30 protein-coding genes are annotated in these 24,820 nt (G+C 63.7%); 15 read left to right on the forward strand and 15 right to left on the reverse strand.

All coding sequences use genetic code 11. From position 1 onward, the window contains the following. Positions 1–24: 24 nt before the first annotated feature. From MKK68_RS10010 to MKK68_RS10030, 5 genes are read right to left on the reverse strand one after another with little or no spacing between them, the layout of a single operon-like run. Positions 25–1,146 carry a hypothetical protein gene (locus tag MKK68_RS10010; RefSeq protein ID WP_244030067.1) on the reverse strand — a complete coding sequence of 374 codons (1,122 nt, stop codon included), beginning with the start codon at positions 1,144–1,146 and terminating at the stop codon, positions 25–27. After that, the gene (locus tag MKK68_RS10015; RefSeq protein ID WP_244030069.1) at positions 1,143–2,138 is read right to left on the reverse strand and encodes a radical SAM protein; all 996 of its coding nucleotides are present in this window, start codon (positions 2,136–2,138) and stop codon (positions 1,143–1,145) included. Before MKK68_RS10015 ends, MKK68_RS10010 begins: the two co-directional genes overlap by 4 nt. After that, complete coding sequence (locus MKK68_RS10020; RefSeq protein WP_244030071.1) at positions 2,111–2,683, reverse strand: DUF4186 family protein; 573 nt, start codon at positions 2,681–2,683, stop codon at positions 2,111–2,113. The genes MKK68_RS10015 and MKK68_RS10020 overlap by 28 nt, the downstream gene beginning before the upstream one ends. After that, positions 2,676–4,064 (reverse strand): XRE family transcriptional regulator, encoded by a 1,389-nt coding sequence (locus MKK68_RS10025; protein ID WP_244030073.1) that lies wholly within the window; start codon positions 4,062–4,064, stop codon positions 2,676–2,678. Before MKK68_RS10025 ends, MKK68_RS10020 begins: the two co-directional genes overlap by 8 nt. Beyond that, complete coding sequence (locus tag MKK68_RS10030; RefSeq protein ID WP_244030075.1) at positions 4,061–4,498, reverse strand: DUF6932 family protein; 438 nt, start codon at positions 4,496–4,498, stop codon at positions 4,061–4,063. Before MKK68_RS10030 ends, MKK68_RS10025 begins: the two co-directional genes overlap by 4 nt. Before the next feature lie 204 nt (positions 4,499–4,702). Between MKK68_RS10030 and MKK68_RS10035 the strand changes: the two genes are divergently transcribed. Further along, the gene (locus MKK68_RS10035) at positions 4,703–4,942 is read left to right on the forward strand and encodes a transposase (protein ID WP_244030077.1); all 240 of its coding nucleotides are present in this window, start codon (positions 4,703–4,705) and stop codon (positions 4,940–4,942) included. Between the two features lie 68 nt (positions 4,943–5,010). Here the strand turns inward: MKK68_RS10035 and MKK68_RS10040 are convergent, their stop codons facing one another. Beyond that, complete coding sequence (locus MKK68_RS10040) at positions 5,011–5,586, reverse strand: PilZ domain-containing protein (RefSeq protein WP_244030079.1); 576 nt, start codon at positions 5,584–5,586, stop codon at positions 5,011–5,013. 422 nt (positions 5,587–6,008) lie between these two features. Between MKK68_RS10040 and MKK68_RS29450 the strand changes: the two genes are divergently transcribed. The 7 genes from MKK68_RS29450 to MKK68_RS10070 all read left to right on the forward strand — a co-directional run bounded on the left by MKK68_RS29450 (position 6,009) and on the right by MKK68_RS10070 (position 10,725). Continuing rightward, a complete protein-coding gene (locus MKK68_RS29450) occupies positions 6,009–6,143 on the forward strand; it encodes a hypothetical protein (RefSeq protein ID WP_279605280.1) in 135 nt (44 codons plus the stop codon). An 18-nt stretch (positions 6,144–6,161) separates the two neighbouring features. Further along, positions 6,162–7,004 (forward strand): HEAT repeat domain-containing protein, encoded by an 843-nt coding sequence (locus tag MKK68_RS10045; RefSeq protein ID WP_244030081.1) that lies wholly within the window; start codon positions 6,162–6,164, stop codon positions 7,002–7,004. Positions 7,005–7,166: 162 nt separating this feature from the next. Continuing rightward, positions 7,167–7,598 (forward strand): hypothetical protein, encoded by a 432-nt coding sequence (locus tag MKK68_RS10050; protein WP_244030083.1) that lies wholly within the window; start codon positions 7,167–7,169, stop codon positions 7,596–7,598. Continuing rightward, on the forward strand, positions 7,598–7,747 hold the full coding sequence (locus MKK68_RS10055; RefSeq protein WP_244030085.1) for a hypothetical protein: 150 nt from the start codon (positions 7,598–7,600) through the stop codon (positions 7,745–7,747). The genes MKK68_RS10050 and MKK68_RS10055 overlap by 1 nt, the downstream gene beginning before the upstream one ends. Further along, the gene (locus MKK68_RS10060) at positions 7,744–8,130 is read left to right on the forward strand and encodes a hypothetical protein (RefSeq protein WP_244030087.1); all 387 of its coding nucleotides are present in this window, start codon (positions 7,744–7,746) and stop codon (positions 8,128–8,130) included. The genes MKK68_RS10055 and MKK68_RS10060 overlap by 4 nt, the downstream gene beginning before the upstream one ends. Continuing rightward, positions 8,127–9,389 (forward strand): methyltransferase, encoded by a 1,263-nt coding sequence (locus MKK68_RS10065; protein ID WP_244030089.1) that lies wholly within the window; start codon positions 8,127–8,129, stop codon positions 9,387–9,389. Before MKK68_RS10060 ends, MKK68_RS10065 begins: the two co-directional genes overlap by 4 nt. Then, complete coding sequence (locus MKK68_RS10070) at positions 9,382–10,725, forward strand: cytochrome P450 (protein ID WP_244030091.1); 1,344 nt, start codon at positions 9,382–9,384, stop codon at positions 10,723–10,725. Before MKK68_RS10065 ends, MKK68_RS10070 begins: the two co-directional genes overlap by 8 nt. Here the strand turns inward: MKK68_RS10070 and MKK68_RS10075 are convergent. The 3 genes from MKK68_RS10075 to MKK68_RS10085 all read right to left on the reverse strand — a co-directional run bounded on the left by MKK68_RS10075 (position 10,712) and on the right by MKK68_RS10085 (position 12,329). Further along, on the reverse strand, positions 10,712–11,131 hold the full coding sequence (locus MKK68_RS10075; RefSeq protein ID WP_244030092.1) for a thiol-disulfide oxidoreductase DCC family protein: 420 nt from the start codon (positions 11,129–11,131) through the stop codon (positions 10,712–10,714). The two genes, MKK68_RS10070 and MKK68_RS10075, sit on opposite strands and share 14 nt — an antisense overlap. 50 nt (positions 11,132–11,181) lie before the next feature. Then, the gene (locus tag MKK68_RS29910; RefSeq protein WP_409567212.1) at positions 11,182–11,349 is read right to left on the reverse strand and encodes a hypothetical protein; all 168 of its coding nucleotides are present in this window, start codon (positions 11,347–11,349) and stop codon (positions 11,182–11,184) included. 248 nt (positions 11,350–11,597) lie between these two features. Further along, on the reverse strand, positions 11,598–12,329 hold the full coding sequence (locus tag MKK68_RS10085; protein ID WP_244030094.1) for a hypothetical protein: 732 nt from the start codon (positions 12,327–12,329) through the stop codon (positions 11,598–11,600). Between the two features lie 163 nt (positions 12,330–12,492). On the opposite strand from MKK68_RS10085, the gene MKK68_RS10090 reads away from it, so the two are divergent. After that, positions 12,493–12,792 carry a hypothetical protein gene (locus MKK68_RS10090; RefSeq protein WP_244030096.1) on the forward strand — a complete coding sequence of 100 codons (300 nt, stop codon included), beginning with the start codon at positions 12,493–12,495 and terminating at the stop codon, positions 12,790–12,792. A gap of 16 nt (positions 12,793–12,808) precedes the next feature. Here the strand turns inward: MKK68_RS10090 and MKK68_RS10095 are convergent, their stop codons facing one another. The 3 genes from MKK68_RS10095 to MKK68_RS10105 form a co-directional block, all read right to left on the reverse strand. After that, positions 12,809–13,483, reverse strand: a complete 675-nt coding sequence (locus MKK68_RS10095) for a hypothetical protein (protein ID WP_244030098.1) — start codon at positions 13,481–13,483, stop codon at positions 12,809–12,811. A 245-nt stretch (positions 13,484–13,728) separates the two neighbouring features. Further along, entirely contained in the window at positions 13,729–13,980 is a 252-nt protein-coding gene (locus MKK68_RS10100; RefSeq protein WP_244030100.1) for a hypothetical protein, read from the reverse strand. Between the two features lie 64 nt (positions 13,981–14,044). Beyond that, the gene (locus MKK68_RS10105) at positions 14,045–14,263 is read right to left on the reverse strand and encodes a hypothetical protein (protein ID WP_244030102.1); all 219 of its coding nucleotides are present in this window, start codon (positions 14,261–14,263) and stop codon (positions 14,045–14,047) included. 374 nt (positions 14,264–14,637) lie between these two features. Here MKK68_RS10105 and MKK68_RS10110 point away from each other — a divergent pair, with 374 nt between their 5' ends. From MKK68_RS10110 to MKK68_RS10125, 4 genes are all read left to right on the forward strand, one after another. Then, positions 14,638–15,000 carry a hypothetical protein gene (locus MKK68_RS10110; protein WP_244030104.1) on the forward strand — a complete coding sequence of 121 codons (363 nt, stop codon included), beginning with the start codon at positions 14,638–14,640 and terminating at the stop codon, positions 14,998–15,000. 100 nt (positions 15,001–15,100) lie between these two features. Then, positions 15,101–16,072, forward strand: a complete 972-nt coding sequence (locus tag MKK68_RS10115; RefSeq protein WP_244030106.1) for an alpha/beta fold hydrolase — start codon at positions 15,101–15,103, stop codon at positions 16,070–16,072. A gap of 1,033 nt (positions 16,073–17,105) precedes the next feature. Next, complete coding sequence (locus tag MKK68_RS10120) at positions 17,106–18,017, forward strand: alpha/beta hydrolase (protein ID WP_244030136.1); 912 nt, start codon at positions 17,106–17,108, stop codon at positions 18,015–18,017. Positions 18,018–18,701: 684 nt separating this feature from the next. After that, positions 18,702–20,378: a methyl-accepting chemotaxis protein gene (locus tag MKK68_RS10125; RefSeq protein WP_244030108.1), complete on the forward strand. Its 1,677-nt coding sequence runs from the start codon at positions 18,702–18,704 to the stop codon at positions 20,376–20,378. 297 nt (positions 20,379–20,675) lie between these two features. Here the strand turns inward: MKK68_RS10125 and MKK68_RS10130 are convergent, their stop codons facing one another. Then, positions 20,676–21,587 carry an MBL fold metallo-hydrolase gene (locus MKK68_RS10130; RefSeq protein ID WP_244030109.1) on the reverse strand — a complete coding sequence of 304 codons (912 nt, stop codon included), beginning with the start codon at positions 21,585–21,587 and terminating at the stop codon, positions 20,676–20,678. Between the two features lie 175 nt (positions 21,588–21,762). Here MKK68_RS10130 and MKK68_RS10135 point away from each other — a divergent pair, with 175 nt between their 5' ends. Continuing rightward, the gene (locus tag MKK68_RS10135) at positions 21,763–23,103 is read left to right on the forward strand and encodes a sensor histidine kinase (protein ID WP_244030111.1); all 1,341 of its coding nucleotides are present in this window, start codon (positions 21,763–21,765) and stop codon (positions 23,101–23,103) included. A 9-nt stretch (positions 23,104–23,112) separates the two neighbouring features. Then, the gene (locus MKK68_RS10140) at positions 23,113–23,775 is read left to right on the forward strand and encodes a response regulator transcription factor (protein WP_244030112.1); all 663 of its coding nucleotides are present in this window, start codon (positions 23,113–23,115) and stop codon (positions 23,773–23,775) included. 134 nt (positions 23,776–23,909) lie between these two features. Here the strand turns inward: MKK68_RS10140 and MKK68_RS10145 are convergent, their stop codons facing one another. After that, positions 23,910–24,443, reverse strand: a complete 534-nt coding sequence (locus MKK68_RS10145) for a GrpB family protein (protein ID WP_244030114.1) — start codon at positions 24,441–24,443, stop codon at positions 23,910–23,912. A gap of 15 nt (positions 24,444–24,458) precedes the next feature. Continuing rightward, a partial coding sequence (locus MKK68_RS10150; RefSeq protein ID WP_244030116.1) for a GNAT family N-acetyltransferase occupies positions 24,459–24,820 on the reverse strand: 362 nt, incomplete at its 5' end.

Here is a 24,820-nt window from a genome sequence, read left to right on the forward strand (position 1 = left end):
TTCGGTCGATCACGCGGCCGAGCCCTAGTCGAAATCCACCATCCGTCCCAAGGCCGTGAACTCCTCCGCCAACGCCTCGTCAACGCGGGAGCGCCACGCTGGCCAGGCCGGATCGCCGATTTCCATCCGAAACGCACTGGGTTCGATCGTGCCGACATGAGCCGCGAAGGTGTTCCCCGAAGTCCACAAGGCCGCGACATCCCGCGTACGATCGGTGCGGCTGATCGATGAAGCGACCGCGATCGCGGCCGCCCCCTCCCCCGTGGGCGGTCGGCGCACCCAGATCCGGATCGGACCATGCCTGACCTCGCGCCAATCCCGCCCAACGCCAGCCGTCGGCCGGGGTCTGGCACGCGCCCACGATCCCGGCCGACACGCATAGAGTCGGCCTGTTCGCCAGCGTGGGCTGACGTTGGCGATGCCCATCGACGCCAAGCAGCGGAGTTCGAAAAACGGGGTGGCGTACCGAACTTGCCCGATGGGCGCGACAGAGATGAACCCAAATGCGTCCGGCACTGCGATCAAGGCCGACAACCTGCGCGCGCTCGATGGCAATGTCAGACGATCCGGCGTGCAGAGAAAGACATGACCGTCGCAAGCGACGGAGTGGACCGCGATATCGACGAGCGGAAGGGCCACGTCGTCATACCAGGGTGGATCAAGCGCAACCGTTGGGAACCCACCGTGCGGCAGATCTCGAAGCCCGATGAACCGGCACTCGGTCAGCACCACACGTAATGCGGTGTCGATCGGGTCGCCGTACCGCGAGGCGACGACGATGCGATGGATCAGCCCGCGATCGTATGCGGCGAGCGCGACCGTCGGCATCGCGATCAAAAGGATGTCGCCATCGGCAGGGCTGGCGGCGAGGAGCGTGTCGAGAATGTGCTCGGCCGTCGCCCGAGTGAACCGCCAATCCGCATCGAGCGGATGCGCAAGCGGCAACCGACGATCGGATCGAACCCGTCCCGCGGGTCGGCTGATACCATCGCGAAGCGCTGTCGCCGCGTTCCCTTCGAGGGTCCTGAGCGCCTGTAGCACGTCGCCCGGCCAAGCGCCGTCGCACAGCTCCGTCAAGGTCGCGAAGTCGCGAACGTGCGGTACCTCGCGCGCGACGATCTCGGAGAGTTCGGAACCGGTGCTCACCGCATCGACACGTGCGCCGGTGCCGCCCGTTCCCAATGCGCGAGAAGCTCCCACTGTCGGTCGAGGGCTCGCTCGTGGACGTCGTCGACGCGTCCCGCCATCGTGGAGAAACGCCCGATGAACAACGGCACGGTCCGCGCCGGGAGATCGGCACGGATCGCCGACAGACGATCCAGGATCGTGTCGACCTGCGTCTTCGCGCACGGTCCCGGTGGACCGACGAGAGGCAGGTAGACGTGGAGGTCCATCGTCGAACGTGCGTATCCCGCGAGGATGGCGAGCTGCCGTTCGAAACCCTCGGATCGGGCCCGCGTGTTGAACGCGAAAGCCTGTGCGTCGAGACCCTTGAGACAGCAGGCCCGCCCGTAGTTCGAATACCGTGCGATCTGGTCGAGGAGGGTGCGACCCTCGTCCGTCAGAAGGCGGTCCGACGACAGGTTGTCGTCGGACCAGACGAACGACGTCGCCGACGCACCGCGGCGTTCGATCGCCTCGAGCGTCCACAGGATCCACTCGGGTGCGAGATCCGGAGATCCGCCACTGAGATCGACGATGGGCGGGCGATCGACGAGGTCGAGGTAGGCGTCGACGAGGGCGTCCGCCGTCCGCCACACGGAGGTCGCCGGAGCAGCCCGAAGCGAGGCGTACGGCACGTAGCAGTACCAGCACCGCCAGGCGCAGGCGGCGAGTTGATACACCTGGGCAATCATCTTGGACGGGGATGGAACGCCCAGCCAGCGAGCGGCCGGAACGATCGGCAACGGATTGTCCGGCCAACCCGGAACCACCGCTTGGCGAAAGTGGCGAACGCGTCCGAGGCCGTCGCAATTTGTCGGCACGGACAAGTCCGAGACCTGCGCGGTGCCTCCGATCCGGGTGACGAGCACGCTGCGACGTTCCACATCGACGACCCGCGGGCGAAGGCTGGCGTCACGGAGAGCGGTGTCGAGACCCTGCGACGGCATCAGGGCTCGGGATCGATCGACGACCATCGCGCATCAAGATAGGCGACGATCAGCGCTTCGCAGTACTGAGCTTCTTCCGGAGTGAGATCGCGATCGGCGGGGATGCCATGCCAGTACGACACGCACTTGCGGCAGCACGTCGCCGTGGCATGCTGGGCATAGTACACGACGTTGCCCTCAAGCCCGGTCTGACGACCGTCGAACCCGTTCGCTGCCCGACCGATCGATGATCGCACGCGGTTGGGAATCCACTGAAGAAGGCCGTCCCGTCCCTTCTTTCGAAATCGCGCCAGCGCCTTTTCATCGAACGGCTTCGACCAGTAGGTCTCCCGGATCATCTCATGGCGCATTGCCGGAAACGTGTAGCCGACATCGTCGATGTCGCGACAGGTGATGCGCTCGATGCTGAACGGCCCTGGTTCGCCGCAGCTGCGGCATGGGCCGAACACGTGGGCACCTTCGACCTTGCGCTTCTGCAGATAGCAGTGGAGATCGTTGGCGCAATCCGTCGTCGTGCAGGTCACCTTGATCGGTGCAACCGGTACGTCGAGTTCCGCAAATGGATCACTCATCCCGCGTCTCCGAAATTTGCCGGAGGATGGCCCGTTCCGTTCCACCGAGCGAACGAAGATCGGCCTGTTCGAGAAAGACATCGCGCACGATCTTCCACGGATCTTCCCCCGCGGGCTGCAGGTTCTCGGCCGCGCCCCACCAGTTGTTGCCGCTGACGGCCGTGAGGTTCTCGGCGACCAGATTGGCCAAGATGCCCACCGGTATCCGATAGATGCGGGCTACGTCGGGCACGACGCTGGACAGCCGCGCGATGTTGCCGCCAGCCCGCTGCGTCACCGTCGCGAACGCCTCATGGAGCGTGCCGTTGGTAAGGACCATTGCTGCGAACATGTTCGCCCGACGCTCGTCTTGCGATTGGCGTCGCTCCCGCGAGGTCTCGTCCCCTTCCAGCAGCGTGAAGTCCCCCTCTTCGTACACGAGGTGAAACACCTCGTGTACGAGGTCGAACACCCAACGCGACGCATGACGCGACGCGGGTTTGAGCACGATCGTCGCGCGCCCGTCGACGCGTCGCGCCGTTCCGTGAAACGCCACTTTGTCTCGCAGACCCACCACGCCGATGCCAAGCCCCCAGCACGCGCGGACGGCGGTCTTCAGGTCGATCACGCCGTCGGAAAATAAGAGCTCCCGCATCGGACGCCACGTTTGCGGGAGCTCTGCCGCCGGTGCCGTCTGGGTCGACGCCACGATCGCGCACAGCCCATCGACGTAGGTGGCATAAGCCCGCGTTCGATCGAGATTGGCGTTCGCTGGCAATTTGAACCGCAGGGGCACCGGCGCGAAACTGCCTTGCGCCGCGAACTCGGCCGCGCCGAGCCCGGTCAAACACTTCAAGCGCCGGTCGATTTCTTCGTCCTGGACCGCCCCCTCGAAGCCCGACGGCACGATCACGGTGTCGTAGACCTCTCTGGGCAGACCGGCCCGCGTGACGAGCGTACGCAACGCGCGACTGCGCGGGGCGCTCGTGGCATCCGCGAGTGCCCCGCCACGAAGGGTCAAGGGAAGACGCGCGGCGATCGCCCGCATCACCGGGACAGGGACCCGCGAGTACCCGTCGCGTTCCCACTGCTGGATCCGCAACAGCGATTGGCCGGCGTCGCGCGCGAGCTCGGCTTGGCTCAAGCCTGCCGCGATGCGGCCTTGAACCAGAGCGCGCGGCAGATCCGCCAAGCGCTCCACGACGATTGCGTCGACCATCCCGGAGGCGAGATCGTCGTAGCGCGCGAGATCGTTCTCCAGGACATCGATCTGGTGGCGGATATCCCGCGCCTGAAGATCGCGCAGCCACGAGGCACCTGCTGCCCCGAGGCTGGACAAAGCTTCGTCGAAGCGCCGGATCCGATCTTGGGCGATCGCATATTGAGACGGCGTGGCAATCACGAAACGCTCGCGAGGTTCAAGCGGACCAGACCCTTCGGGACATCGTCGACATCGCGTTGGAAGAACATCCGAAACGAGTACCGCTCGTCGCCGGGCACGGGCTCCGCATAGGCATAGACCTCGCCGAAATACTCCGCCTTCATGATCTCCTTGCTGCCCATCAAACGCAAGCGCATCAGTGTGATGGCCGTCATTCCCGAGTAGTCGCAGCAGGCATCGAAATCCCCAGGAAATTCCTTCCGGGTGACGAAGCTGCCGTCGAGCAGGAAAAGCCCGCATCCCGCGTCTCTCAGGGCGATCGTGAGACGTCGAAGGCCGGACAGGAGATGCACCCTGTGGGCATTCCAGGCGAACCGATCGCACACTTCATTCCAGTCCGCGACGTGCTCCCCTTCGGGCAAATAGCCCGTGGCAGCCTCGAAATCCGGGATCATTCCGCCCGCGACCTCCCATTTTCGAGACTGTTTCAACGGCAAATTGCGTTTTGGCAATGCTTCATTTGCACAAACTCTCGCGGTCCTCGGTGTTGCGCTACCGAGGTATCGCGTCCGAGGGACTCATCATGGCCGGCCTTAAGAAAGGCATGCTCGCCCGTTCCGTCCACGACGCCGCGTGGTCTCTGCTCGTCCCAACTCACGATGTACGAGGCTGCAAGTGCCGGTGCCGAAGTGAAATTGGTCGATCCGCGCGATACATCGCAAACGCGGTCCGAATGCTGGTCGGTCAACGCCAAGATGCTCGAACCCCGATCACACGCCTGCGACTGCGGGTGTATTCTGGATCGCGACGTTGCGGCGGCGAGGATCGTGCTTGAGCGGGCCTTCGGACATGGGCCGGGACACGGCCTTCGGTCGCCGAGCCAGCGGGTCGCCGCATAGCTCGGCCGAGAAGCCGCTTCCGCTAGGGAGCTGAGTTGTCACCAGACCACGGATGCCCTGCCTTCGTGTCAGAGCACCGTGTGTTCACCCACTGTCGCTTCATCGAGCGGCACTTGGAAGGCGGCCCCCACGCCACCGGTGATGCGACGCGCGATCTTCGCCCGGTGCCGTCCGACCACGATCGTTTGCCCCACATCCAGCGGAGCATCCACCTGCAGCGCGACGCCTGTGGCCGACAGGTTGAGGATTTGTGCTGGAACGCTGGTGCCATCCGCCATCGCGACCTGCACGACCCTACATTTGGGCACGACCCGACGGTAGACGCGCACGTCCTCGACCGGCGGGGCTTGCAGTCGAGCCATTTTCAACAGGTTGCGCACCACTTGGCTAGGTGCAACGCCACGGCCGACGACGCGGACAGCAAATTCGTCGGGACCCGCTCGGACGACCCGAATTTCCATCACGCCCACGCCGCGGATCGAGCAGCCGAGTTGCGCCGCCACCTGGGGAATGGTTGCCGAACGCATACGGATGCCCTCGGGGGAAATGTCCACGGTGATGGCATGGAATTCGGCCCCGTTGCCATTCCAGCAGAGCGCGGGAAGTATGATGGCGTGGCGCGGGTCAGCACGTCGCTCGGTCATGGGGCGGGTTGTTTCATCGGCAAGCTATGAAGAACCAGGACCTGCCGATGCGTTGAGGCGGACGGTTGCATTTGATCCAACAGCGACTTGTCCCCCGTGCCGAGAGCGGTGGAGGGCTGACTGACGGGCAGCTGCGTCCGTCCGCTGCCGGCCTAGCAGGCATCATCGCGTCAAGCGGTACCCGTGCACATGTGCACGCCGGTCAACTGGAAGGCTGGAGCGCTGAAATGGTCTCTATCGTTGATCATCGTGCTGGTCGGCCGTACGGCTGGTCGCGGTCGCTGAGTGATCGAAAGGGTACCCTGCGGTTCATGAATGACGGGGCAAGCCGACTTCGACGGCAAGCTGATCGATGTCCAGGATGGAAAGTTGGTTGTGGCGACCTCCTGCGGATCGGCCCTGTCCCTGACGAGAGGAACGGCATGGGAATGCTGACCCGAACCGAGGATCCTCACACGCTGTTGGCGCTCGTCGTAGCGCATCTCGACGACGTGGACATATCAGCGTCGGGCAAGCCGAGGGGGCTCACAGCCAGGGACGTCATCGTGAAGCTTTAACGCACCGGCAGCCGAGCGGTGCTCGACCTCTGCGCGGCGTGTTGCGCCAGCCCTGACCCGCGCGAGCGCCAGGTGGCCGCGGCCGTGCTGGGCCAGTTGCGTGTAGGCGACGGACGGGTGTGCACTGAATTCCACGAGGTGCGGTACCAGGCGTTGCTCGCTGTGCTGCTCGCCGAGGTCGCCGGACCGGCCGACGCCCGTGTGCTGGCCTCCGCCTGCGTTGCGCTGGGCCACCTGTACGACCCACGGTCGATCCCAGCGGTTGTTGGACTGCACGGATATCCAGATCCAGACGTGCGCTATGCGGTCGTGCATGGTCTGATGGAGTACGAGGTCGACGAAGCAGTCGTCGCCCTGATCGCGTTGTCCGCCGACGTGGAGGCGCAGGTGCGGGGTTGGGCCACCTTCGCGCTCGGCCAGCAAATTGAGCGCGACACGCCTGCCGTCCGCGTCGCGCTACGGAACCGCCTCCCCGACCCCGATTGCGACACCCGCGCAGAGGCGTTGTGCGGTCTCGCGCGCAGGGGCGACGTTGTTGGTACCGAGACGCTGATCGCGGCCCTGCGGAGCGATGGCCCGTCTCCCGTTCTGCTTGAGGTAGCGATCTTGGCGGCCAATCCCACCCTGTGCCCGGTCCTGCGCGACGCCGAAACTCAATTGCCGAAGCCGAGCATGCACTGCAGAAGCGACCCGGTGCGGGGGGCCATGCCGGACGCGCTGCGAGCGTGCGGGTGCGGCCTGGCGGAGCCGATATCCAGCACGGCGATGGCAGGTCCAACCTGCGATAGCGTTGGATCCGCTATGGTCGACGAGCATCACGTCAGCGGAGGAGCCTCAGCTCAGCGCCTTGAGCCTGCGTGAGGACGACGGGTTGTTTGATACGCCGTCGGTCGTCTACGGCGACATCGAGCCGGCCGATTTCCAGCGTTGACGCGGGGTGCGACAGGCCATTTCTCAGACATCTGTCGTACCCGCTTTGCTTCACTCAATTCCCATTTTGCACAATGTGATCGTTGACCGCCCATGATCGCCATCCCAGGCCGCACGGTCGTTCAAAAGGTGAGCGTCGTCATCTGCGTGGTCGCCTACGCCTTCGGGATCCTCATGTTTGCGGTGATCGCCAGCGATCAGTTCAGCGACCAACGCCTTCTATCGACGGGGTCGAAGGTCGAGGGCACCATCGTGACCGTCAGCCCCCGCAAGAACCACACGTGGGGCACGATCGATTATCGCCTTCCTAATGGGGCTTATTGCCACGACTGGACGGAACTCGCGCCGAACGGCGTCGTCCATATAGGGGAGCCACTCACCGTCGCCGTTGAGCAGATTTGCGGGCATCCCGTCTCTTCCAAGAAGCAGCTCACCCCCTGGATCTCCCTGTGCCTCTGCGTCGGGGGAGCACTCCACCTGATGTATGTCGCGTGGAGAGCCTCTCGCACAAAGGACGCTGCGTGATGCGCGAATTCTCCTGGTGGCTCGTGGCCTTCGTCATGATCAACTTCGGTTGGGCCGGTCTGTATGGCATGGCCGTGGTCGCCATGCCGATCCCCATCGTTAACATCTTCCCCGTCCTTCAGGGCGGGGAAGATGTTAAAGGCCGATGATGGACCTTGCCACATTTCGTTTCCGGGCGACCGCGCGGCGGGTCGCACTGGTCCTGACGGCAGCAGCACTGGGATATCGGATCGCCACGGTGATCATCGCCCTGAAAGTTGGCGATCCCTCACCGCTGCTGACATTCCCGTTCGGTGCCATTCTGCCGGCCGTCCTGCTGATCGTTCTTATCGCAATGCCACCGACGCGAACGCGGGAAGGCCTGCTGATGCGAGCCGGCGCAATTATTCAAATGTGGCTCATCATTCTGCTGCCGACGATCGCACTATACCTAGCTCTCGGGTTTCCCGTCGTGTTCCTGGTCGTCGAAATCTTCGAAACCCGCCTGCCTTCGCGGATCCGCGATCCCCTGACGCATCTGGTCGTCGCATGATCGCGCTCGACCTGCCGGTGCCCTTGTTGTGGGCACTGCGATGGGCTTTGTTCCTAGGGCCGCTCGCGCTCGCGATGCTGCTCGGCTGGCGTACGCGTCATGACCACCGCATGCTGATCGGCGCGCTGTTTGCGTTCCTCTATGGCCTTGGCGTCGTTTTCGCCACACACATGTTGGCCATCCAATTTGGGTGGTGGCGCTACGGCGGCGACGTGTTGATGCTGCAGGGCCTGCCCGTCGACATCTGGTTCGGGGGTGCGCTGCTCTTCGGTCCTGTTCTGTATCTCGCTTTCCCAACAGTCGCACCGCTGTGGCTCGTGTTGCCGATTATCATCGGTCTGCACGGCACCGTCTTTTCGTCTTTGAAGCCCTTGGTGTTGGCTGGACCCGGCTGGATGGGAGGGGTCGTTCTCGTTTTTGCCATCGCTCATTTGCCCGCTCTCTCGCTCGCCCGATGGACAGCGCAGGACGTGCACCTCCCGAGGAGGGCCACTCTGCTGGCGTTCGGTTACGGCTGCCTCGCCTTCTTCGTCATCCCCTCCTTCATTCTGCATGGTACCGGCGGTCAGTGGGCACTTGAGGCGATCCCGCCATGGCGGCTGATCCTCGGCACCTTGGTTGCCTTACCGCTGATCGTCACGGGACTGTCCGCCGTGCAAATGTTCGCGGTTCATGGCGAGGGCACCGCTATCCCATTGGACCCGACCAAACGTCTCGTCGGATCCGGGATCTTCGGGTACCTCATCAATCCTATGCAGGCCTGTACTGCCGCGACCTGGATCGTCATGGGTGCCGTCCTCGGCAATCCATGGGTGGCCTCAGCTGCGGTCATGGCGTGGGTGTTCGTCGTCGGCATGGTGAGATGGCACCACCGGAACGACCTGTTGCGGCGCTTCCCCGAAGGCTGGCCCGAGTATCGCACGCATGTCCCGGAATGGCGTCCGCGCTGGCGGCCGTGGTTCGCAGACTCGGCGACCCTGATCCACGATCCAGCTTGCCCGCAACAGGCGCGTTTCATCGCCTGGATCACCGGCCAACGGGCGATCTCTCTCACGGTGCTGGCCGTGCCACATGCGGGACTTGCCTATCGGGAGCCGAACGAAACCCAGGCCTTTACAGGCCTTGCCGCCCGCGCCAAGGCGCTGAGTCATGTCCACTTCGGCTGGGCGCTTGCCGGAGCCGCGATCCTGCTCGTGACATTGCCGCTGCAGACGCTGCAGCGTTCGAGCGTGGCGCGGCGGGAAACGGCCGGTGTCTAACGTCCGCCATCCGCGCTCGCCCTTGCTCGGAATCCGCCATCTCTGGCGAATTCGACGCGATCAACTGCGCTTCTATGCCGATATGCGCCAGAGCTATGGCGACACGGTTCGTCTGCGCCTCGGTCCTTACCGGTCGTGGCTGCTGTTTCATCCCCGCGACATCGAAACGGTGCTGGTCGGTCGAGCCCCAGCCTTCATCCGTTTTCGCAAACTCACGCGCGTGATCGCGCAGTGGAATGGCGATAGCCTGATCGTCGAAGAGGGGGCCCGATGGCGCGATCGACGCCGTAAAGTCCAGCCCGCGTTTCAGACCCGGCGCGTCAAAGAGTACGCCCGTACGGGGGCCGATCATGCGGCCCGACTGTGCGCACGGTTCGATGCGGCAATCACCGCCGGCTCGCTCACGCTCGACACCGATGCGGTCATGGCGCGCCTGACCCTCGATATTGCCACAGGCACGTTGTTCGGCGCAGAGCCCTTGTCGAACGGCGATGCGGTCGAACGGGCGATACAGATCCTGTCCGAAACCGCTTTCCGTGAGACGACCGCGCCGATTGTGCTTCCCGACTGGCTCCCGCTGCCGGCGAAGGCGCGAAAGCGCTGGGCGATGGGACTGATGGACGACGTAGTCACCGGTCTGGCGCAGGGTCGGATCAATGGACAGAGCGAGGATCAAGGCGACCTGCTCGCGATGCTGGTCCAACAGCATAACGGCCAACTGAAATCCATTCGCGACGATGCGATGAGCCTGTTGATCGCCGGGCACGAGACATCCGGCGCGCTTCTCAGCTGGCTGTTCCTCGCTCTTGTCGAGCATCCGGCTTGGCGAAAACGGGCAGTCGATGAGGTCTCGACCGCTTTGGCCGGACGGCCGGCTGGGGTCGACGATCTCCCGCAGCTCCCGATCCTGCGCGCAATCATTGCCGAGGTCTTGCGGCTCTGGCCGCCAGCCTATTCGCTATTCCTGCGACAGGCCACGGAAGAGGTCGTGCTCGGCGACAACATCATCGCCCCAGGCGATCTCGTACAGATCGTACCGTATACCCTGCACCGTGATCCACGTTGGTTCGCCGATCCCAATCGATTCGATCCCGAGCGCTTCCTGAAAGCGCCGTCCTGGCCGCCCTACGCTTACCTGCCGTTCGGCTCCGGGCCGCGGATTTGTATTGGCCAGAATTTCGCCCTGGTCGAAGCGTGCGTGGTCGCGGCGACGATCCTCGGCTGCTGGGAACCCGTCGCTGTCCCCCATACGCCCCGTCCGGACCCCAAATTCTCGCTTCGGCCCGCCGGCGGATTACCAATGACCTGGCAACCGGTCAGGATTACTCGAGCGTAAAGCGGTCACGCAACGCGGGATCGGGCACGAGACAGGTGCCGATGGTCCCGAACCAACGATACCGGTTGCGGGCGACGACATCGTACACATGATCTCGAAGCGGCCTGGGCACGATTCGCAACAGCCTTAACCAGCGCCACGGCGGCTTCATGTGGCCGAGCAAAGCCAAGCCGGCGTCGGACCGGTCCAGCGCGACACCCTCGATAATGACGAGATAAGTCTTCTGCAGGTCCTGCCGACCGAACCCGTAGCGTGCGGCCATCTCCAAGCCGGTCGGGGACCAGGCCCCGACGAAATGCAACCGTCGGTCGGCCTCGTGCCTCAACAGAAAGCGGACCCATCGGCTGCACAGCATGCAGCGGGTGTCGAAAATCACCGGGAGTGGCGCAGCGGTGGGATCGATCACGTTTATCCACTTGCTCACAATGCGCCTCGAAGAATGCTTGCCATAACGGTCTAAGATCGAGATCGATATAGGACCTTCGTCACGTTCACGACCGTTGAGACCGAGCACATTGGCTCGCCGCAATCGTGCTCTCTCGTGTGGTAGTAAACGGTGATCTGAACGTTGCCGAGCCCGTCCCGGCGCATCTTCTCCCCAAGCCGTGACGCGTGGACCTCCACCGCCTCGTCCCGGGTCTTCCGGTCGGTGACGCGGCCAGAGAACGACCGGTCAACGCGCAGCTCTTCCGGCGGGCCGGGACGAGTTCCAGCGGCAGGCAAGCGGTTCGAGGTTGACGCCGAACATCAGCCTGAGGTCGCGAAAAATCATACCTCGTCACTGCTGTCTCGGATAACACCTTTGATAATTTTTATTGCAATACACGCGTCTTATGCACATGTGAGAGCGAAACGTGAGTGGAGGCGCTCATCTAGTTGATATCAAATCCGCCGTGTTGGCATTGCATTCCATCAAACCGAACAATCGCGCGATCAAACTTGATCTTTAACTTGCCTGGAACGTCGCCCTCGTATTCCCTATGTGCTTCAGCAATAGAGACTAAGCCTCCCTCCGAATATATTGCACATGTGTAAAATGAATGATCCTTATTTATAGCAGAAATTTCGCTCCCACCAATGCGAGGGTTGGGATGGTTCAACAACGGGCGGCCCGCAGTTCCAAGCGTCAAACTTTGTATATTGCCTTTTTCATTTTGTTCGACGCTCTGCACGAACACGGACGGTGGTACTCCCACGATATTCGCTGTCAGGTGGGTAGCCCCAACGATTTGGCCCATTTTGCAATGGGCATCATAATAAAGAAAATGGTTTATTTTCATTTTACCCAAGACGTGCTTCATAGGCACGTGAAGTTTTCCGAAGACATATGGCGTGATACCTGTGTTTGATATGCGCCGATCCATTTTGAACGCAGAGTATTTACCGAACCGTAGATTGCATCGAATACGAGCCGTTGCATAGGACCCTGGCATTTTGACCGAAAGATAAAATGTCCCGCCCTCCTCCCCGCTTTGGTAATCAAATCTAGAGTCTATCTGCGCTGATCCAGCTGGTAGATACTCGCCGTTTGGCCCGGCATAGGCGCTGCTGATTCCATCCAGTCCGAGCTGGATGCAGATTGCGAAACACCACAACCGATACACGACGTACGATCCTACCGTGAGGGAGTGAAGGTCATTATAAATACCGCTCTAGGGAGCGTCACGATCGATGCTTGAACGGCTGCTTCCATAGTCAAAGTACTACTTTTGTGCGTTGATTAAGCATACCCTGGATGAGATTGCGCGTAAGCCTGTTTGTCGTGTCGTGGTAGCGATCACCTGGCTCATCGCTTCCGCACCGCCTTGGCCGGGTGTGCTCGAACGCGCCATAGAAGCGTCTGACCACCCCATCGCGCGGATGGCCCAGGGCGCGACGACCGACGACATCAATCTGGCTGTGCTGGCACCGATCGGATCGGTGCTGATCCGGTGTCGGGATGGGGGCGGTTGGAGGCCATTTGGGATCGTCGACCCTGCCGATATCGCAGCCGGACTGGACGTTCTGACCGATGTCGTCAACGCGTTGGCGAGCGGCTCGGCCACGACATGGCCCAGCGGAATGTGAACCGAAGCGTAACCTATCACTGCGCCTGGTCGCTGCCCGCCGGCCGCTCGGCGATCGCCACCGCCTCCGATGTGGACACGCGCTTCGACGTGCCGTCGGTCTCACGCCGATCCGAGACCATGCGCAGGTTCATGTTCAGGCCGGGCGAGAACCATCGCTGCGTCGTCACGACCGGATCGGTCGGCTTGGCGTCCATCGGCTCCTCGACAATGTGGACGGTCGGGAACGTACACGCGCCGACGCGCACAGGCTCCTCACCGAGATACGTGGCCTTCGTGACCGGGCGCAGGACCTCGGTCACCTTGCCATCCCACAGAAGTGTGCTGGTTGCGCGGTACTCACCCGGCTTAGCCGCCGCGATCGAGATGTCTATCAGGCCTTCGGGAAAGACCGTCTCGATTGATCGGCTGCCGCTCTGATAGCGGACGTCGAACCCATTGCGACGGTCAAGATGATACGTGCGGCCCGACGCCCACCGCCCAGCGATCAGGACCGTATCACCGCGGCGCTCCGCATCGACCACCAGTTCGCCCGCGCTCGTCGTCAACGTGAGCGAATAGGGTGCACCCGATTGGTCCAGCCGACACACCGATGGCCCCTCGGCGGCGCGACCCGGTGCACTCAGTGCGATCGCTATCGTGGCCGAGATCACCGAGATGACTGCGCTGCGCATGCCGTTTCCCTGTGCCATCTGTGACGTCCCGATGTATCGGCCGCTACGCACAGATGAGCGGCCGGATGCGACAGGATGATGTTCGGCTCGAAACGCGCTGATGCTCAGGACCGAAGAGCCTCTGTGACCGGTCGTCGGCCCCAGACCGCGAAGCGATCCGACACAACCAAATATCCTGACCATAGGTCTGTGGTGGCGACCTAATAGAAAAAGCCCCGGCAATACGCCGGGGCCTTTTCCTATCTATGAGACCCTTCGAACGGTCAGTACGAGCGCGAGGTCGTTGTCGTGGTCGCCGGACCGGTCGAAGTCGGCACCGTGTTCGTGGTCGTCGCCTTGTTGGCCTGGTGACGACCGACGGCACAGCCAGCGGCCGCACCGGCGATGCCATGCCCGACCATGGGACCGGCGAGGCCGCCGACGACAGCACCCTTGATGCAGCCCTTGGCCTCCGCCAGGCCGAGGCCAGCGACGGCGGTCAGGGCGAGAACAGAAGCGATCGTCAGAGCAAGCATGGCCTATCTTCGAGAGAGGATTTCGCTTCAAACATGCGGCTCAGACATCCCGTTCAATCACATCTTAGCGGGCTGTTGCTTCGACGATGCGGCGCGGAGCCTCCGACGACGCCCGCACCAGGCTCGGCGTGGTCGTGATCTCGGTCGCCGGCCGGACGGAAGCGGTCGGACGCGCCTGCTCGCGATAGAGCGGCGGCGTGAAGTCGATCCGCTCGCCGGCCATGGCCGAACCGAAAGCCGGAACGACGGCGAGCGCGGCGAGAACAAAGGCGCGCATGGTCATGATCATCTTCCCTTGAACGCCGGGGTCCGCCCCGGCCTATGACAGGATAATGCGCTGCACTGCAGCATGGAGCAAACAGATCCTGTCGATAGCAGGTATCGATGCCGTCAATCTGAGGAGTGGTCGCTTGTGCGCGTGATCCATCGCGCCCCGGTTCCGGCGGCGTGCGCCCTCGGCCACGGCATGATCACCGCCTCGAAGGTTTCTTCGGCCAGAGGGGATCATTCGGTCCGATCGGCCGTTGTCATATTGCATCGCAACAATTCGAGGGGCTCTTCGCCCAAGACGGGGACGCCTGAGCCCGGCAACGCTCGCGTTGCGCGCGGCCCCTGTTGCAATGCCGACCGCTGCCCGGCAGCCCACAGGATATCCCCATGCGCCTCGAACTCTCCCTAGCGGCTTCGGCCGTTCTACTCGGCCTTACCCAACTTCCGGCTCACGCCAGTTCCTGCGCCGAGCAGATCGGCACGATCGAACGCCGCCTCGACAGTGCTGGTGCCGTCCATGTCACCGGACATCAGGACGGGCATGCCCTCCGCAGCAGCCACTCGCCGAAGGCCCTCGCCGCCGCGCCGGCCGGCGAACCCAGCGATGCCGCGATGATCTCCACTTCGGCGCACGTGGCTGATGCCCGACGCCTCCTCGAACAGGCGGTCGCAGAGGATCGCCAAGGCCATCAGCGTGCGTGCGAGGACACGATGACCGAAGCAAAAGGCATGATCGGCGCACTGCCGTAGAGCCGCGCAACGACCCCGTGCCGACGGGGTCCCCCCCGCATGACTTCGGAGCGATCCAACCGATCGTTGAGCATGTCCCGCAATCCAACAGGATCCCCGCATGACACGCCATTCCACCACGGGCCGCTGGCTCGCACCGACGCTCGTCGGGTCCGCGGCCGCACTCGCCGCCTCGGCGCTCTATACGGCTGCCAAGACGCGGGACGTCGAGCACGAGACCCCACCGATCGGTGCGTTTCTCACCGTCGATGGCGTGCGACTGCACTATGTCGAGCGCGGACGCGGACCGGCTCTCGTGCTGATCCACGGCAACGGCATGATGATCCAGGACTTTTTGGTCAGCGGCATCGTCGACGACCTCGCCGAGCGGTATCGGGTCATCATCATCGACCGACCCGGCTACGGCTACAGCGATCGCCCACGCGGCCTCTGGACGCCACGCGCCCACGCCACGCTGTTCCAAAAAGCGCTCCAGCAGCTCGGCGTCACACAGGCCGTCGTGCTCGGGCACTCGTGGGGTGCGCTGGTGGCGGTCGCCTTGGCACTCCAGGCACCGCAACTCGTCCGCAGCCTCGTGTTGGCCTCCGGGTACTATTATCCGACGCTGCGTGCCGACGTGCTGCTCACGTCACCGGTTGCAATCCCCGGCATAGGCGACCTGATGCGCCATACGGTATCGCCCGTACTTGGGCGGCTCATGCAGCCCGCCCTGATCAAGGCGATGTTCGCGCCGGCTGCGGTCACGGACCGCTTCGACCGAGAGTTCCCGAAGGCGATGATGCTGCGCCCGTTGCAGCTGCGCGCCTCGGCGGAGGACGCTGCGCTGATGACGCCCGTCACCGTCGAGATCAAGCAGCACTACCGCGACCTGACCCTCCCTGTGGTGATCATCGTTGGCGGCGACGATCAAGTCGCCGACGTCGATCGGCAGTCCAAGCGACTGCACAGTGAACTGCCGAACAGCGAACTCGTCGTCGTTCCGGGCATGGGCCACATGATCCAGCATCTCGCCCCGCGCGAGGTCGTGGACGCTATCGATCGGGCCGCGGAGCAGGTTCGCGAGGCGGGTTGAATACCAATTAAAGATCTAACGTCTGGTACCGCACGGAACGTTCGGGAAGGGTGGATAGCAGACTATGTCCTTTCACCCCGAAGCGGGCGTCCCGCTTCTACGAGATGCACATTTGAGATAGGCAGCATTGGGCCTCCCTGTGCTGAGACCTCTGCGCCATGAGTTTTGACTAGAGTGGCGACGACTTGAGCGAGTTCGTGAGGCTTGAGGTCCAGTAGGACCAAAGGGACACAGAACACCATCGGTCGGCTGTGCCATTGTCCAAAGCGGAACCGGTTCTGTCGGGCGCTGAGTGGCGTCCGAAGGTTGAGGCGAACGTGGTTTAAGGAACCGCGAACGTAGACGATGCGCGCTTGCGCGACTTCCGACCATGGGACCACAGCCTCGGCAAAACGATCTTCGACTCCATTCTCACGAACGATCAGCACGGGGGCTGGCCGCATGGCATCTTTTAGGCAATTCCAGGCGGTGATGGAACCGAATGCTGTAAGAAAAAGGCCGCAGGGGAGACCGCTTACGGCTAGAAGCCAAGTGACCTTCTCCAAAGGATGCCAGATCAGCAGGGATATAGCGGCAGCGACCACGATCATGCCGCACGCGCCTCCCGCAAGCATGAAGATCGCAAAAAGGTATTGGCGGATCGCACTGGTGTGTATTTCGAGGGGGAGCTTGGCTAAGCAAAGAGGTGTCACGTTGACCTGGCCGAACGTTGACGCACCCGGCAGATCGGGCGCTTGTGCGCATCCTCGCATAGCAACCTGATGGTCTGCTAAGGGGTGGGGAGCAGACCCAGACCCTTCGCCCGGAAGCGGACGTTCCGTCCCCGACCCATGTCTGCCACGCCGCCAATTGCTGGCGCTACCCGAAAGCGGTCATTCCACGGTTCCCCGAACGAATGCTTAGGAGATGGTCGGCATACATCCTCTAGCATGTACACCTCGGACCCCACGGTATCGCAATGCGGATGTGGACGAGGTTCTATCTCCTGATCGGAATACCGTTCCTCGCTGGTTTGAAATTGGAAGCCGCGCCGATGAGCAGCCCTGGGGTGATCGAAGCGGCTGGTCCCGGTGGGCCACTCTCTGGAACATTGCTCGGCCCCTCTGATCCGACCGCACCCGTCGTTCTAATCGTCCCCGGTTCGGGCCCAACTGACCGCGACGGCAACAATCCCCTCGGCGTCCGAGCCTCCTCCTATCGGCTGATCGCAGAGGGGCTCGCAGCGCGTGGGATCAGAAGCGTGCGGATCGACAAGCGCGGCATGTTCGGGAGTGCCCAAGCTGTCCCGGACGCCAATGCCGTGACCATGGAGGATTATGCCGCCGACGTCCGTCTGTGGGCTGCTACCATCCGCGAGAAGACGGGGGCCGCCTGTGTTTGGGTGCTCGGTCACAGCGAAGGTGGCTTGGTGACCATGCTCGCGGCCCAGCGGCCCAAGAACATCTGCGGGCTTCTCCTCGTGTCCGCGCCCGGCCGCAAAGCCGGCGACGTCCTTCGCGAACAGCTCGCCGCCAACCCTGCCAACGCGCCGATCCGCGAGCAGGCTGGTTCTATCATCGCCCAGCTGGAGCGCGGGGAGAAGGTCACAGCCGACGGCATCCATCCCGCGTTGCGCCCGCTGTTCCAACCCGAGGTGCAGGGTTTCCTGATCAGTCTGTTCGCGCTCGATCCCACCAAGCTCATCGCCGCCTATGACGGTCCGGTGCTCATCCTTCAGGGCCTTCGCGACATTCAGGTCAGTCGCACAGACGCGGAGCGGTTACATCAGGCTCGGCCAGATACCGAGATCGTCCTGCTGCCAGATACCAATCATGTCCTCAAAGCGGTGACGTCGGATGACAGAGCTGCGAACGCTACGACTTATCAGGATGCGAACCTCCCGCTCGCCCCTGGTGTCATCGACGCTCTTGCCACCTTCGTGAACCAGACGAGGAAGCATCGTTGAAGGTCTCTGGTCGTAGTGGTGACGTCTGCTTCGATGTAGCTGTCGCTCGATAGCAGACGGTCAGAAAACCACCCCAAGCCGCCATTCGGCTACCGACCCAACCCAGATGTCGGGAGCGATGTCGGCGCACCCCGGAAGCAGATGTTCCGCTTCCAGCCCGTGTGTGCCGTTCGCGTCTAACAGGATTAGCTTCTCTACCGACGAGCTTCAGTTCAGGGCGCGATACCAAAGCGAACGAAGAACCCGTCAGGATTTTGGACCCCTACGCCAGTGCTAGACGCAATCGGTAGAGCGCCCCGACCGACGAGCGCCGCAGCGGGGGTCAGAGCGGCAAAGCCGGCGACCAGGGCCAGAACGAGAAGGGTTTTCAGGTTGCGCATGATTAGACCTGTTTACGTGTAACCCGATCATGCCGGCCGACCATGAACGATCGCATCATAGCAATCTCGAAAATTTGAAGTATCCTTCGGAAAATATTCAAGCCCCCTGGCTATGGGTTGTACGAAGATAATCACAACTTGAAGCTGCATACGTTATTATTAACTGCTATACGCAATAGACAACCGCTAAGACCAAGCAATTAGCCACCGGCAGCCATATCGCGCGTTAGGCCGCGAGCTGAACGGGACGCCCGCTGGCACGAACGCCCGTCCTCAAACTTGGCGCAGTTCAGAAGAGGATCTCATGTCTTTCCACGTCGGCACCCGCATACAGCTGATCACCCTGACCGCACTCGGTGGCATGGCGGTGCTGATCGGGCTCGCAGGCTGGGATATGTCCCAGACGGTCACGGACGCGCGCGAGTTGAAGACGCGTGATCTCGTCGAGACTGCGCAAGGGGTGCTCGCTTACTTTGAGGGCGAAGAGCGCGCCGGCCGCATGAGCCGCGATGCTGCCCAGCAGGCGGCCGTGGCGGCCGTTCGGGGCCTGCACTACGCGGGCAGCGAGTATTTCTGGATCCAAGATATGCAGCCTCGCATGGTGCTGCATCCCAAGGCGGACCTGATCGGCAAAGACATCGGCGGGATCGTCGATCCGGCGGGCAAGCACCTCTTCGTTGATATGGTCAAGCAGGTGAAGCAGTCGGGCGCGGGCTTCGTCCCCTATCTATGGCCGAAGCCTGGCCTGGATCAGCCGGTGGCGAAGATCTCCTACGTGAAAGGCTTCGCGCCTTGGGGATGGATCATCGGATCGGGCATCTACGCGGACGACACGGCGGCGCAGATGCGCCCGACCCTGATGCGTCTGCTCAGCGGCGCGGCCATCGTTGCGGTGATGATCGGTTTTCTGGCTACCCTTATAGGGCGTAGTGTGGTGCGACCGGTGCGGGCCATGACGGCGTTCATGACTGGGCTCGCTGCGGGCGATCTGACCCAAGAGGTGCCGGCCAAGGAACGTCGCGACGAAATCGGTGCCATGGCGGCGGCCGTGCAGGTGTTCAAGGACAACCTGATCCACACCCGGGCTCTGGAGGCGGAGACCGCGCAGGCACGCCTCGCCGCGGAGGAGCAGCGCAAGGCAGGCATGCGGCAGATGGCCGACAGCTTTGAGCAGGCAATCGGTGGCATTATCGGCACGGTGTCGTCCTCAGCGACCGAACTACAGGCCACGGCTGGTGCGATGAGTGGCACCGCCGCCGAGACTGCCGCGCAGTCGACGGCCGTCGCCGCAGCCGCGGAGGAAGCGGCCAGCAACGTCGGTACGGTCGCGGCGGCGGCCGAGGAACTCGGTTCCTCCGTCCTGGAGATCGGCCGGCAGGTGGACGGCTCCGCGGCCATCGCGCGGCAGGCCGTGGCCGAGGCCGATCAGACGGGTGCCCTGGTGCTCGAACTGAGCGGGGCCGTCGAGCGGATCGGCGACGTGGTCGGGCTGATCTCCACCATCGCCGGCCAGACCAATCTGCTGGCCCTCAACGCCACCATCGAGGCGGCGCGCGCCGGTGAGGCCGGCAGGGGCTTCGCCGTCGTGGCGTCCGAGGTGAAAGAGCTGGCCGGCCAGACGGCTCGGGCGACCCGGGAGATCTCGGGCCAGATCGGGCTGATCCAGGCCTCGACCGGTCAGGCCGTGGCGGCGATCGGCGGCATCACGCAGCGGATCCGGGACATCAGCGCCTCCGCCACCTCGATCACCGCGGCCGTTGAGCAGCAGGGGGCCGCCACGCAGGAGATCGCGCGCAACGTCGCCCAGGCGGCTGCTGGCACCGGCGAGGTGACCGGCAACATCGCCGGGGTCGCGAGCGCGGCGGAGGACACGGGCGCGGCAGCGAGCCAAGTGCTCGGGGCGGCGTCGGAACTCTCGCGCCAGTCCGAGCACCTGACGGCCGAGGTCGGCCGCTTTCTGGCGACCGTCCGCGCGGCCTGACACAACTCGCAAACGTCTGCTTCCGCTGCATGACTGAGCGGAAGCGGACCGGCAGAAATCCACCCAACCCGGATGTTGGCCTCTACCTTAACAGCCTGGAAGCGGACCTCCCCAGGGTCCGAGAAGGGTCGTGAACGGGCGCGGCGGCAATGCCTGCTCACGTTTGTTGCTCTCCGAAAGCGGACCAGCAGAGATCCACCCGGAGCGGTCGTTCGGCTGCCGACCCGATGCGGTCTCTGATTGTTCATTGGACAACCCTTGGAAACGAACGCCCGCGGTCCTGGCGTTTTGGTGCACCTAGATCAGCGTGTACCCCGTATCAGCGCGCTCGATCCGCCCGCTCGTGGCGAGGTGCATCCCCGTCACCCTCAAGCCGTCGACTGCCGCACGGTCGAGGATGCGCCGTCGCGTTATGATCGCCTCCGCTGGATCGGTGTCCCAGATCACCGTCCAATCCGGATGCGGCATCTGTAGGATCCGCGAGTGGACGATATCGCCCCAGATCAGCAGGCGGTTGGAGCCGTCCGCGATCAAGACGCCCATATGTCCCGGTGTATGGCCGGGCAGCGGCAGCGCATGGATACCCGGTGCTAGCTCGGCCTCGCCGGAGACATGCCGGATCCTGTCAGGATAGGCCGCCAGCACCGCCTGTGCGGTCTCGAACATCGGGCTCAATGGAACCGGAGCGGAGGCTCTGGCAGCCGCATCCGACCAGTAAGCCACCTCACGCTCCTGCAGCACGAGTTCCGCGTTTGCGAACCGCGCGAGGCGGTCCGGCGTCAAGAGACCGCCGGCATGGTCGGCGTGCAGATGGCTGAGCCAGATGGTCTCGATCTGCTCCGGCCGCACGCCCTCCGCCGCCAGTGCCGCGGTCACCCGGTCGAAGCCCGGCCCGAGGACGGTGCCGCAGCCCGCATCGAGCAGCCAGTGCCGTTCCCCGCGTCGGATTAGGAACGCGTTGACCGGCTCCGGCGACGGGCCCTTCGCAGGAAGACCGGCCCCCTCCAGCAAGGTTTGTCCCGCCTGGCTTTCGGCGGCCGGGATCATGCTCGGCTCCAGCGGAAAGAGGCCGTCGCGCAACGGCGTCACCGTGAACGCGCCGATCCGGTACGGGCCATTCACGGGCGCGGCCATTGCAGGGAGGTGAAATCCGAGCGGGAGCAGGGCGGACGCAGCCAGGAGGTTACGGCGAGACAAGTGAAGCGACATGGTCGGCTCCGTGGAGGGGGGGCAGCACCATCCTCCGGATCGTGGCGGGATCAGACCAGGGAAGTCCTCCCGCTGAAGCCCGGGCATTCTTCCCGTCCGAGTGAGCCATGGCTTGCGCACCCCAACGGTCCCAGTGCCAAATCACAGCCTCGCTTCGAGCCCGGCTGCTTGATCCATGAGCCTGCCCACACATCTCGGTCTGCGCCTTCTTGTTGTGGCCGTGCTCTGCCTAGTGGGGGCGATCGCAGGGGCCGCCTGGGACGCTCACGCAAGCCTCCGCTGGGAGGCTGCAATGTCGGCAGATCGGATCGCCGCGCAGCTCGCGCGTCAGCCGGGCCTCGGAAGCGCCGGACCAGCTGCAATGCCCGCCAACGCACCGCAGGCCGCTCCGGCCATCGTCACGCTCCTGCCGGGCATCTGCGCCGACATTCATCTCGGCGTGGAATTGCCTCGCCGCTTTTGCGGTGATTGGGACGGCCTCGATGCCGCCCCTGGGTGGTTCCGCGAAGCCCTCGTCTGGGAGGCCGCTGCCGCGCCGACGATCCGGGCGATCGTGTATCGTGAACGCACCATCGGCAGTGTCACGGCATGGCCCGATCCGATGGCATCGGCGGCTCGTCTCTGGCAGCGCACGCGCCTCGCAGGCGGACTAGCCCTTGGTTTGGCGGCGGCGACGCTCCTTCTCAACTGGCTCGCCGTGACGCGCCTCGTCGCACCGGTTGGGCGGATCGTGCACGGGCTGGAAAATCTCGACATGGCCGGCACCCGCCCGCCGCTGCCAAGCTTTGCCGCCACCGAGTTCGACCGGATTGCCCGGGCCTGCAACGCCCTCGCCGACCGGCTTGCCCACATTGAGGCCGAGCGCGCGGGCCTGATGCAGCGGCTCGTCACGGTTCAGGAAGAAGAGCGGCAGGCGCTCGCGCGCGACTTGCACGATGCCTTCGGCCAGTGCCTGGCCGCTGCGGGGGCACGTGCTACAGCAATCGAACTGGCTGCCCCCCCGGAGCGCGACGATCTTCGCGAGGACGCCCAGGGTATCGAAGCCATCATCGCCACCATGCGGGAGAGCCTGCGTGGAGCCCTGGCCCGCCTCGAACTGCCCGATCTCTCCGAATCTGGATTGGAGGAGGCTCTGCGTGGCCTCGTGGCAGATTGGCGAGGACAATTCAGGTCCGGGCCGGCCCTGCACTTCGATGTCAGGGGTGATCTCACCGACATACCCGAGAACGTGGCGGTGAGCCTCTATCGAATCGCGCAGGAACTGCTGACGAACGCCTTGCGCCATGGCCGGCCGAGCCGGATCTTCCTGCGGCTCGGCCGTTCGGATGCCGGACCACGAACGGTAACGCTGACGCTCGACGATGACGGCGGGGGCGATGTGTCCCGAACCGCGTCCCACACGGGCCGTGGGATCGTCGGCATCCGGGCCCGGCTCGACGCCCTCGGCGGAAGTTTCTCGCTCACCGGGACCGGCACCGGCATCCGTGCCTGCGCATCCGTGCCGACGGCCGGCTGAGATCGCCTCATGGCCACGACCATCCTGCTCGTCGATGACCATCCAGTCGTGCGCGAGGGCTATCGTCGCCTGATCGAGCGACAGCCGGGCTTGGTCGTGGTCGCTGAAGCCGAGAACGCGGCAATGGCCTATTCCCAATACAAGGCTCACGCGCCCGATCTCGTGATCCTCGACCTGTCGCTGCCGGGCCCAAGCGGTATCGAGGCCATCCGTCACATCCGCCAATGGGATGGGTCAGCTCGCATCGTCGTGTTCAGCATGCGCACCGGGGCGATGATCGCGCGCCAAGCCTTCGCCGCCGGGGCGAGCGGGTATGTCAGTAAGGCGAGCCCACCCCGTGAGCTGCTGGCGGCGGTGGCGACCGTGCTTCGCGGCGAGCGGGCGATGAGCGCCGACATCGCGCGCGCGATCGCTCAGGACGAGGTGGTCGGCGGGCGCACAGCGCTTGACGACCTCAGCCCGCGGGAGCTCGAAATCTTGAGCCTGACCGTCGGGGGGATGACCGCGCAGGCCGTCGCTGAGGCGCTGTGTCTGAGCCTCAAAACGGTGCACAACAACCTCTCGGTAATCCGCGCCACTCTTGGGGCACGCACCGACGCCCATCTCGTCTGGATCGCGATTGGGGCTGGGCTTGTATCGCCCTCGGAGGAACTGTCGCTGAAGGTGCCCTAGCACTTCGTCTGCTTTGACGACCTTTCGACCAGAAGCCGACAGGCAGGAAACCACACCAAACCGCCATACGGCTACCGACCCAACGCGGTCGCCTGGAACGCCGTTTGGACTGCTACAAAGCAGACTTCAATCGCTCAGGTACTTCGCCATTCAGCCACGGCAGCGGCTTCAATGGCATCGATCCACACACTCTTGCATGCGCCATACTCGTGAGAGTTGTCAGGATGAAGCGCTAGGCAGCGAGCCTTCTCATCCTCGTAGGAGGTGACAACCTGCGGATTTCGGCGAAGGTAGTCGCGGAAGGCGAGATGGCGGTCGATATCCGGCGCGCCGACACCGTAGCAGTGTAGTTGCACAAGACGCCGCCCGGTGCTTGGCTCATTCTTCGTAGCATAACGCCGTCCAGGAAGCCCGAACTCACCCCACCATTCGTAGCCGACCCGTTCGAGATCTGTTTTTTTAAGGTCCACCTCATCAAAATTTCGGACCACAGGCAGAAGATCGAGGATCGGCTTTGCTCGCAGGCCTGGAATGGCTGTTGATCCCACGTGGTGGACGGCCAGCAGGTTCGGGCCAAGCGCAGCGCGGAGAACCGAAGCTTCCGTTTGAGCTGCCGCCGACCATCGGGGGTCGTGATCGGTCAGCTCTACCTTAAAAGGTGGCGGCATCGTCTTCTGCAAATCCTACGATTTGATGCGCTTCTGCATCTCCACATTCTCGACAGGGCTTCCACACTCCGTGCCGGGATATGTGCGCACCTCTTTCCAACCATGGCGGGTGTAGAAGCCACGTGCTCGGGTGTTGAACCCACGCACCTCCAGACGCACGACCGAATGAAAGCGCGCGACCTGCCGCTCGGCCGCGACAAGTAGCTTCGAGCCGGCACCTTCATTCCAATAGGCCGGATCGACGTGCAGGTCGGTGATCTGATCGTCTCCAACTTGCATCATTCCAACCAGCACGTCACCACGAACGGCGACGATGAAGCTTCGCCACTCATTCTCAGCCTGCAACCGTGCGGGGTCAAAAGCGGCGAAGGCTTGCA

The organism is Methylobacterium sp. E-016 (assembly GCF_022829745.1).
In the GTDB taxonomy this organism is placed as follows: domain Bacteria; phylum Pseudomonadota; class Alphaproteobacteria; order Rhizobiales; family Beijerinckiaceae; genus Methylobacterium.